General features: G+C 49.7%; 10 protein-coding genes and 1 pseudogene. 7 read left to right on the top strand and 4 right to left on the bottom strand.

Features of this window, described 5'->3' with window-relative positions:
• The 4 genes from HY879_04880 to HY879_04895 form a co-directional block, all read right to left on the bottom strand.
• Window positions 1-372, bottom strand: a 372-nt coding sequence (locus HY879_04880; protein ID MBI5602670.1) for an ABC transporter substrate-binding protein, incomplete at its 3' end; no start/stop codon positions are given.
• Between the two features lie 273 nt (window positions 373-645).
• Window positions 646-1,911, bottom strand: a complete 1,266-nt coding sequence (locus HY879_04885) for a PAS domain S-box protein (GenBank protein MBI5602671.1) — start codon at window positions 1,909-1,911, stop codon at window positions 646-648.
• A gap of 67 nt (window positions 1,912-1,978) precedes the next feature.
• Window positions 1,979-3,205 (bottom strand): 2-hydroxyacyl-CoA dehydratase, encoded by a 1,227-nt coding sequence (locus HY879_04890; protein ID MBI5602672.1) that lies wholly within the window; start codon window positions 3,203-3,205, stop codon window positions 1,979-1,981.
• A gap of 63 nt (window positions 3,206-3,268) precedes the next feature.
• Window positions 3,269-4,402, bottom strand: coding sequence for a 2-hydroxyacyl-CoA dehydratase (locus HY879_04895; GenBank protein MBI5602673.1), 1,134 nt, complete (start codon window positions 4,400-4,402; stop codon window positions 3,269-3,271).
• Between the two features lie 375 nt (window positions 4,403-4,777).
• On the opposite strand from HY879_04895, the gene HY879_04900 reads away from it, so the two are divergent.
• From HY879_04900 to HY879_04930, 7 genes and pseudogenes are all read left to right on the top strand, one after another.
• Window positions 4,778-5,659: a formate dehydrogenase accessory protein FdhE gene (locus HY879_04900; GenBank protein MBI5602674.1), complete on the top strand. Its 882-nt coding sequence runs from the start codon at window positions 4,778-4,780 to the stop codon at window positions 5,657-5,659.
• Between the two features lie 129 nt (window positions 5,660-5,788).
• Window positions 5,789-6,115, top strand: coding sequence for a LysR family transcriptional regulator (locus HY879_04905; protein MBI5602675.1), 327 nt, complete (start codon window positions 5,789-5,791; stop codon window positions 6,113-6,115).
• Between the two features lie 8 nt (window positions 6,116-6,123).
• Complete coding sequence (locus HY879_04910) at window positions 6,124-6,603, top strand: Lrp/AsnC family transcriptional regulator (protein MBI5602676.1); 480 nt, start codon at window positions 6,124-6,126, stop codon at window positions 6,601-6,603.
• A complete protein-coding gene (hemL, locus tag HY879_04915; GenBank protein MBI5602677.1) occupies window positions 6,596-7,912 on the top strand; it encodes a glutamate-1-semialdehyde 2,1-aminomutase in 1,317 nt (438 codons plus the stop codon). Before HY879_04910 ends, hemL begins: the two co-directional genes overlap by 8 nt.
• 264 nt (window positions 7,913-8,176) lie before the next feature.
• Entirely contained in the window at window positions 8,177-8,395 is a 219-nt protein-coding gene (locus tag HY879_04920; GenBank protein MBI5602678.1) for an addiction module protein, read from the top strand.
• A pseudogene (locus HY879_04925) lies at window positions 8,392-8,682 on the top strand (type II toxin-antitoxin system RelE/ParE family toxin). Before HY879_04920 ends, HY879_04925 begins: the two are co-directional and overlap by 4 nt.
• 242 nt (window positions 8,683-8,924) lie before the next feature.
• On the top strand, window positions 8,925-9,053 hold a 129-nt coding region (locus HY879_04930), incomplete at its 3' end, for a transposase (GenBank protein ID MBI5602679.1).

The raw sequence follows: 9,053 nt of genomic DNA on the forward strand, positions 1-9,053 counted from the left end.
AGGAATTTTGTTCTCAAAAAAGAAGTCCTTACAGGCATTGACGACTGCGGTTCCCAGGAGGGCGTTAACGGCAAAAACTTTGCCTTTCATTTCGGTGAGATTAGCCATGGCCCGGGCCGGATTATACCCATCGTCCTTGAGAATCACTTTGATCTTACGGCCATGGACCCCGCCCTGGTCATTAACATGATCGGCCCAGGCTTTGGCCCCCATCCCGGTGGCCCCCCAAAGGGCCGCCGGTCCGGACAAAGGGGTTGTTATCCCGATCCAAACCTCCGTATCGGTCACCCCGACTACAGCAGCTTGGCTCAGGGCAGGTATTAACATGATACAAACAATCAGAAAACCGATCCATCCTTTGCGTACTTTCATGGGCTCCTCCTAAATAATGTTTAAAATTTATTCTTATCCCTCCGTAAAGACCCTGTCAAAAGGCAACCCTTCCGACACCTCTTTTGTGTTTTGTTTGGTTCTTGAAAACATTTTTTATGGACCAAGCTTGGCATGTCCGCTGAAAATAGTCAAGGCAACGACCGGCTTCCTGCCCTCCGCAGGCGGAACCGGTTTCTTAAAAATAAATGATATATATCGGATGGCCTTCTCCTGCAATATAAAAATATATGATATAAAATATAAGCTTTATACTTATATTTTTTCTAAAGATATATAAGTCAGATAAGACTGAAGATTAATCTTTTTCCGGTTCAGGTTGAGTTTTTTCCGAATGTGATTACGGTGGAGGTCGATAGCCCCGGGGCAGACATCCATAAACTCGGCGATCTCCTTGGTCGTCTTACCCTCTTTGATCAGATTGGCCACCTGGAGTTCCTTGGGAGTCAGATTCAGGAACTTCGAGGAAAGCTTGTGGGAGAATGGGGAGACGATGTCCTTCAGATTGGATTCGATGATTTTTACATTGGTCAAGCCTTTGGGGTCCAGGCCGTTTCTCTTCAGGGCCTCCAGATAGGGCATGACGAGTTTCTGCATATTGGACAGGATTTTTTCCTCCAGTTCGTTCTTGTCTTCTTCCCGGCGTTTCAGAAGGACCCGGAGGGCAGCGTTAAGCTCTTCCAGTTCATGGGTCTTGGCCTCCAATTCCATTCCTCTTTTTTTCAAGGTCTCCTCGGCCTGCTTGAACCGGGTGATATCCAAAAGGGAGGCAAAGCTGGTGGTTGTGTCGGGAATCAAGTCTACAGACAAGAGGATATCCTTTATTTCTCCCGATTTATTCATCAAGCGGAATTCATAATTTTTCGGCGGCCCTTCCGGATCAATTCGTCTAAGACGATGGGAGGCCAGCATTCTCTCGACATCTTCCGGCACAACAAATTCAGTCCAACTCTTCTTGCCTTCCACTTCTTCTTTGGTATAGCCGGAAATCTTCTGGAATTCCCGGTTCATGAGGGAGATGGTGGTGTCTTCCTCCAGGACTATAGTGGCCGTCCCGGTAGTCTCAAAGATGGTGCGGTAACGGTTCTCTGAAAATTGGAGCAATTCCACGGTGAGTTTCCGTTCCGTGATGTCCATGGAGTTTCCCAAGATGGCCGGCCTCCCCTCGAAGGTGATGGGCGTAACGATTTCCATGATCCAGCGGATCGCCCCCTGTTTGGTGATAATACGAAAAATATAAGGAGAATGACCCTCCTCCCGAAGCATGGCCCGGGTGTTCTGCTTAACCTCATCCCGATCCTCAGGATGGATCATCGTGATCGAGGGCCGGCCGATCAAATCCTCTCTGGAATAGCCGCAATAGGAGCTGACATTTTTGTTGATGAAACGGAATTTACCGTCCTGAACAATATAGATACTGGCGATAGATTTTTCAGTCAGGATCCGAAAAAGATGTTCGTTTTCCCGGAGTCCTTTCCGGTCTGGTAACCTTTTTCTGCCGGGATCCGTGATTTTTATCATGAGTCCTTTTCCCAAACCGACACCAGGTTCAGGGTTAGTTGGGAAATGGCAGGAAGATCAACTCCGTTCAATTCTTCCTGGTCATTTCCACAAAAGTTTCGATTTGTTTTTCTACTTGGCCTGCGGCATAGCTGCGGGAATCGGTATGATCGGCTTCGATGATCAGGCCCGGTTTTCCGGTGATCTCCGAGACCTTTCTCTTGAGATCGAATTGATTGAGGGAGTAGGTCTTACAACTCCGATTGGAATGCATGATAAATCCATGGGCCTGGTATTTTTCCATCAACTCCACCATCTTGGCTGCTTTATGTTCCAAACCCAGGTTAAGGTGCACGGTGGCATAAGAACGGGAAAGACTTTCCAGGGGATTTCCCAGATCAACGGGCTTTAAGGTCCAGGCGGAAGTATAGGTATCGGCCACCAGAATGGCCCCGTGTTTAAAGAGCAGTCTGGACAGGTTCCGGATATCATACCAGATGGGAATATTGTCCCAGATGAGCCGGATCTCTTCCCGGGCAAAGGCCCCTTCCCCCCTTTTTACCCGCTCTTCGAGTTCCTTTTTCAATTTTTTATAATACCGGACCGCCCAGCCGGTTCCTCGCAGGGTAACGATCGGGGCCATATGGATAAAGGCATCAAAGGCGGCAAAAGGGGCCGGTCGGTTTCGGGAAAGTTCCAGGATCTCCTTCCACAGGGCCACGGCTTCCAGGGACCGTCCGGAAACTTTCAGAAAACGCTTTTCAGAAAAAGAGCGTTTACATACCCTTTCGAGAAAGGTGATATATTCTTTCATCTGCTGCTGGACGTAGGTTAAGGTATGGGAGTCTATTTGATCATGAATAAAAGGGGTATCCAGAAAGAATAGCGGAACGTTGAAGGCCCGGGCCTGGATTTCATACCACTTGATGACCGTGCCGCAAATGTTGTTGCCGCAGACCAGAAAATCAGGTTTGGGCAGAATCCCCAGAGGACCTTTGCCGCTTAAAGAGCTGCCGATATCGCAACGGGCATAAGAGCAGAGGTCCCGAGAGTATCCTTGCGATTCGGCGATCTCACAAAGAGATACAGACATTCGGCTGGCGCCACACATGGCCCCGTAATTTTCCGGATAAAAAGGCAGGACCCCCATGGCATAAAGGGGTTCCACCGGCCCCCCGCTGGTGATCCAGGCCACTTTTTTGCCGAACCATCGGGGATTCTTGGCCATCAGATAATAGCCCTTCATCAGACGGCGATAGGCTTTGACCGACTCGATTTCCCGGTAAGATTTTTCTTTTGAGGATGCGGTGGACATCGAACTCTTTGTCTTGGTGTTATCTATTATCGTCCATGGCCTTACACCTTGTACCGTGGACCTTTAAGTGAGCATTTCCACAAAGGCCTGGAGCCTTATTTTAACCTGCTCCCTGCCCTGGGACGGATCTTCGATTTCCAATAATAAGGAAGGATAGCCTTCGGCTTCCAGAAATTTTTTCAAATCCGGATAATCAAAATAATAAGGTTCGCAGAATTTATAGAAGAGAAATATGACCCCCTTGGCTCCCGATTCCCGGACCTCTTTATAAAGGATTTCCCGATGGGCCATGATGCCCTGATGTTTGGTGGGGCAAAGATAGGTGTTAAAATAGCGGTCCACCAAGGCCTCCAGAGGATCCTTATCCTCCGGAACGGTCAGACGTAGGAGACGTCCGCCACTGCACAGGTCGTCCTGGACAATCCTGGCCCCGGCCCCTTCAATCAAAGAAAACCAGTCACCTGAATGGACCATATTCCCGGAGAGGTAAACAGGCACCCCCCTGGATTGGCCCTCGGGCTCTTCGGGCCAGGCCGTAAGTAGCCGGGTCAGCAACTCCAGATAATGGTCCCGATCCATCTGGTAGCCGGCCCGAATAATTTGAGCCAGCACCTTCCCGGAAAGGCGGTTGGGGTCAAGGCGCATCCGGGCATACAGGGCGTGCAGTTGTTCCCGAATACGATTAAAAAGACGACTGGCTTCCTGCAGACCTTCCTGGGTAATCTTCCCCCAATTTTTTTCCAGGGCCCCTTTAAGGTTTTCCACCTCGGCCTTAAAATAGTCACGGGCCAAAGGCGAATCCAGGCGGGTTGGGACCATCAGATTGAATTGGAAGGAGAGGCGTTTTTTCAAGGTCCAGATATCGGCCAGACCCTTCATAGAGTCGCAGCTCTGGCAGAAGATGATCCCCTTGAGAAAATCCAAGTCTCCGCGAAGATAGCTTTCTAAAGCCGATTTCACAAAGTGGCAGCAATAGGCCGGTAGATGGGCCTGAGCACGGGATATTTTAATCGGCAGGTCCATAAGCCGGATGGGAACGGCCCCTGCGGCCTGAAGGAGTTCTTCGGGTACATAGGGGCAGAAATATCCGAGGGGTATCCGGCCCTGGGGAAGGTGAGAAGCGATTTCCGGATAACCCCAGGAGGCGATTTCCTCCACTTCTTTAACTATTGTTGAAAAGAGTGTTTCTTGAGTCAATTAGGCCCTGAGAACCTGATGAAATCGTAAAATTTATTGAAGATCTTAACTACATATAAGAAATAGATCCAGGGGTCAAGAAAAATTAACGGGGAAAGGAGCACTTGCAATTCCTCTTAAAAACTGCCATGATAAATTTAGTTCAAGCTCAAAGATCAAGGCTGAAAGCAAATAGGTCAGTCCTGGGCCGATAGCAAACTGTAGCAAACTGTAGGGTGGGTGGAGTGATAACGGAACCCACCGATTAATTTGGCCCTTATGTCAGCTTTATTTTCCCTATTGGTGGGTTACACTTCGTTGCACCCACCCTACAGGAATTTCACTTAAAGATAGCCAAATATTTGAAATCCTGGAATCTAGGAGTTAGAATTGTTTATGGATGGGTTAATCCCTTCACAAGAAAGAATCTTATTAAGGGTCCAGCAGGGGAAAAAGGAACACCCCGAGTATGAATCCTTTTTGGACTTTTGGGAAAAGATATTATCCGTCCAGGCTGCCTTTAATTCCAGAATTAAAGTTGCGGAGGTAGACCTCCCCGAGTCGTTAACCCCTCTGAAATTAAAAGAAGGCTTTCCGCTTATGGTCTGGAATAAGGCTCTATTTGAAGAAAGCCTTTTTCAAGAAGTCTTCCTCGCCCTCTGCCAGGCAACCCGGGAAAGTAATAAGAAGTTTGAAAAGGAAATCCCCGGGATTGAAAAATGGCATAAGGATAATGGGCCGGCTTTTTCAGACTGGTTAAACCTTTTTTTTCAGGAAGAAAGAAAACCCTTTCTTCAGAAGGCCCATGATCACGGTCTGGATGCGGACTTGATGGTTTTTCTTTTTTCCGCTTCCTGGAAGCTTTTTATGAAGTCCTGGTCCGAAGCCTTAGCGCCTCGCCTCACCCCGATTAAAGAAGAATGGAATCGGGGGTATTGCCCGGTATGCGGCTCAGGCCCGCTGCTTTCTTTTTTGCAGGAAGACGGGAAAAGGGTAGCGGTCTGCTCGACTTGTGAGCAAATCTGGCCCATACCCCGCCTTTATTGTCCTAATTGTGGTAATACGGATCAGAAAACCCTGGGTTATTTTGTTGTCGAAGAAGATGAGGGGGATCGAATAGAAGTTTGTGACTTATGCCGACATTACCTGAAAACCCTGGATCTGAGAAAAAAAGGGGTCGATCCCATACCGGTGATAGAAGATCTTTTGACGACCCACTTGGACCTTTGGGCCCAAAAAAAGGGGTATAAAAAGCAGCCGCTCTTTGTTCGAAAATAGGGATCAGGGGCCGGGGATCAGGGGTCTGTGGTCGGGGGTCAATTGAAGACAAATTTGCAAGTTTCAAGTGTGAAAAACGTTGAACTATTTTTATTGGGATTTAGCAGGGGATAGGGGGGAAACCTTCTGATGAAAATTCATTTCAAGGTCTGGCTGGAAAAAGATAATCATGTCCTGTTTGGGGAAGGCCGAAAACAGCTTCTCCAGGCCATTGACGACGAGGGTTCCCTGGCCCAGGCGGCCAAGAAGATGAATATGTCCTATCGGGCGGCCTGGGGCCGGCTGAAGGCCTCTGAGGATCGACTGGGTTTCGCCCTGGCGGAAAAAGATTCCAGTCTGGGGAAAAAAGGGGGCTTGCATCTGACGCCCAAAGGAAAGGCCCTGCTGGATCAATACAAAACCATTCATCAAGCCCTGGAATCATTGGTCGACCGATTGGAGCAAAAAATTTTTTGAGAAGAGCGATGGAAAAAGGGCTGTCGGATCTTGAAAAATCCATCATCCGGGAACTGACCGGTGATCTGCCGGTCACCGCCCAACCCTTTGTCCTCCTGGCCCAAAAATTGGGTATCTCTCAAAGACAGCTCCTGAGTATTATAAAAAGATTGAAAGAAGAAGGCCGTATCCGCCGGTTCGGGGCTACCCTCAGACACCGGAATTCGGGCTTTTCCGCCAATGCCATGGTGGTTTGGAATATCCCTGAGGAAAAAATCGACGAGGTGGGTCGGGCCATGGCCTCTTTTCGTGAGGTGACCCATTGCTACCATCGCCGGCCGCAAAGAGACTGGAAATATAACTTGTTTACCATGGTCCACGGTCCCAGCGAAGAGGCCTGCCGGCAGATAGCCCAAAAAATTTCAAAGGCTACGGCCATGACCGACTATCAATTACTCTTCAGTCGGAAGGAATTAAAAAAGACCACTATGAGGTACTTTTATGAATAATCCTGGTCCGAAATCGGAAGCCCTTTTTACCCGTGGGCAAAAGGTTATTCCTGGAGGGGTCAACAGCCCGGTGCGGGCTGCCAGGGCGGTCGGCACTTTCCCTTTGTTTATCAGTCGAGCCGAAGGCTCCAAGCTCTATGATGTGGATGGCCATGCCTATATCGACTATGTGGGGTCCTGGGGCCCCCTCATCCTGGGCCATGCCCATCCCCGGATCGTAGAATCGGTGACCCAGGCGGCGATTAAAGGGACCAGTTTCGGGGCCCCGACCGAGGCCGAGATCCTGTTGGCGGAACGGATCGTGAGCGCCATCCCTTCCATTGAAAAGGTCCGTCTGGTCAATTCCGGGACCGAAGCGACCATGAGTGCCATACGCCTGGCCCGGGCCCATACCGGCCGGTCGTTGATCATCAAGTTTGACGGCTGCTATCACGGACATGGAGACAGCTTTCTGATCAAGGCCGGATCGGGAGTGGCCACTTTGGGTATCCCCGGCAGTCCCGGCGTCCCCCCGGAGATAGCCTCTTTAACCCTGTCTTTACCCTTTAATAACCTGGAAAAGGTCGAAGAGATTTTCCGGACCAGGGGCGATCAGGTGGCGGCAATCATTGTAGAACCGGTGGCCGGAAACATGGGTGTGGTTTTACCGCAGCCCGGGTTTTTAGAAGGGCTTCGCCGGATCACCACCCAAAATAAGTCTCTGTTGATCTTTGATGAAGTCATCACCGGCTTTCGGGTGGCCCTCGGCGGGGCACAGGAGCTTTTCCAGATAGTACCTGATTTGACCTGCCTGGGAAAGATTATCGGCGGCGGCCTGCCGGTGGGGGCCTATGGCGGGAAGAAGGAGATCATGTCTTTTATTGCCCCGGAAGGGCCGGTTTACCAGGCCGGGACCCTTTCCGGCAATCCCCTGGCCACGGCCGCCGGCTTGGCCACCCTGGAGGTTTTATCTCAAAAAGGGGTCTATGAGGCGTTGGAAGATAAAGCCGCTTTCTTTTTCGATCAATTAAACCATCTGGCCCGGTCCAAAGGAATTCCTTTTATCCAGACCCGGATAGGCTCCATGGGCAGTCTTTTTTTTACCCGGGAGGAAGTTCGGGATTTTGAAACGGTCCAGAAGGCCTCTTCAGAAACCTATGCCCGGTTTTACCGGGAAATGCGTTCCCGCGGGGTCTACCTGGCCCCGTCGGCCTTTGAAGCCCTGTTCATCTCCCTGGCCCATTCCGAGGAGGATTTGGAAAAGACGCTGGCAGCAGCCGATGAGGTATTTGGCCTATTAAAAGAATTAGGAATGGGACAGAAGGATTAGAAGCCTCGATTCCGGCCAAGAGAAAAAATACAGTCTAAGGCCCATATCTCTTGGCCCGGATTTCACGGATTACTACTCTATCTCCTATAAAAAATATCCTCCACCTCCTGGCCTTCCTCTCTGTTTTTTGCCTTGACTCCGTTTTCCCTCATATTATAGTCATTCCATTCCATCAAAAACTAAGTCATATCAAAGAGTCACGAATAATAAAGAGACGGAACCAAAAGCCAAGATAAACAAACGAAGGAGGCATAGTAAGGCATCATGATAAGCACACTCCAGATATCGCAGATGTCCCGGGAGGAGAAACTCCGGGCATTGGAAGCCCTATGGGCTGATCTCTCGAAGGATGATAATCAGATCGAGTCTCCCGCACGGCATGAGGACATTCTCCAAGAAACCGAGGCCAGAGTGGCTACCGGCCAGGAGCGCATTGAGGATTGGCAAACAGCCAAGCGGGAACTCAGGAAGCGCTTTGAATGAGGATCAAGATCCTTTCCTCGGACGTGGATGACCTGCATGCCGGTCGTCTCTTCTACGAGAGGCAGGGCGAGGGACTGGGCGACTACTTCTTTGATTCCCTGTTCTCTGATATTGATTCGCTCCTACTTTACGCAGGCATTCATTAAAAGGTCTTCGGCTATCATTGTCTCTTATCCAAGAGATTCCCTCATGCCGTTTACTACACACTTGAGCAAGAGTTGATCATTGTCCGGAGGGTTCTTGACCTGCGACGACATCCAGACAAGATTCGTCAGACACTGAAATAGGGTGAACATTTTACTCCGCCGGATTTGCTTCGCTTACCATTGGTCGCATATCGCCGCCGAAGGAGGAGGAAAAAGAGATGAGAGCGGAAATGGGGACGTTGTTCATTTGATTCAGAAATTACTTGACGGGAAAAGCAAACTGGAGTAAAAGCGAATAATGCCTCGGAAAGCCCGTTTAGAAGGGGATAGATGGAATAAATATCTACCAGGATGAGGAAGATCGGAAGGCTTTTGTAGATCGAATGCGGTCTCTGGTTAAGGAGACGGAGACCTGTATTTTGGCCTGGGCCTTTATGGACAATCACACCCATTTGATGATTATCAGCGGACCGGCCGGACTGCCGACCTTTATGCGACGTTTATTGACCGGC

This window comes from Deltaproteobacteria bacterium, assembly GCA_016219225.1.
In the GTDB taxonomy this organism is placed as follows: Bacteria; Desulfobacterota; RBG-13-43-22; order RBG-13-43-22; family RBG-13-43-22; genus RBG-13-43-22.